The sequence below is a fragment of the Streptococcus suis genome (genome assembly GCF_002964575.1).
GTDB lineage: Bacteria > Bacillota > Bacilli > Lactobacillales > Streptococcaceae > Streptococcus > Streptococcus suis_R.
On the sequence record NZ_POQQ01000069.1, the window covers coordinates 1 to 691 of the forward strand.

General features: G+C 41.1%; 1 protein-coding gene. It reads left to right on the plus strand.

From position 1 onward, the window contains the following. Positions 1 to 53 precede the first annotated feature (53 nt). Positions 54 to 691, plus strand: a 638-nt coding sequence (locus tag C1E58_RS09635; protein ID WP_153055836.1) for a hypothetical protein, incomplete at its 3' end; no start/stop codon positions are given.

Here is a 691-nt window from a genome sequence, read left to right on the forward strand (position 1 = left end):
AAAACAAACAAAATGTCTTAGAGAGTAAAATAAAGGCTTTAGATAACGAAATATTGACTAAGGAGGAATATAGTCATAAACTGGAGATGGAAGCTCTTAGTCTGGAAGAAGTTCGCCTACCTCGCTTACGAGCCGAAAATAAGACCCTAGAAGAGCGTATACAGCGTTTTACGACCGAGGTAGGGGAAATGGAAAAGAGAGTTCGAGAAAGCCATGAGAGGGTCTTAAAACAGCTCGAGGAAGATTTTGATGTTATTACCCAGGAAATGACTGCTCAACTTCCTGAAGTTGGTCAAAGCGATCAAGAAATAGCTTTTATCAAAGAATTAGGCTACGAGGGAGTAGATGACCTTGTTCTGCGTAATCAAACAATGTCCGCAATAGTCAAACACTATCGTCAAGTGTGGCAGGACATCAAGGGGATTTTTCAAGACCTAAATATGGTAAATGCCTTTAAGAAAGCCAAAGAAGTTTGGAATAAAATTACCACTTTCCAAGAGCCACGTCTGGACGCTGGAGTGAGAGAACGATTAGCCAGGGTTAAAACACAGGTTTTGGGTCGTCCTGCCCCATTCAGACGTCGGTTAGATGATGCTATTTCTGATGCTAAACAAGAGATTGAAAAGCTAAGCTTTGAGGAACGTTTGAAACGTGCTAAAGCTCAAAGTGAAGCATTAAGTCAAAAAGCTCG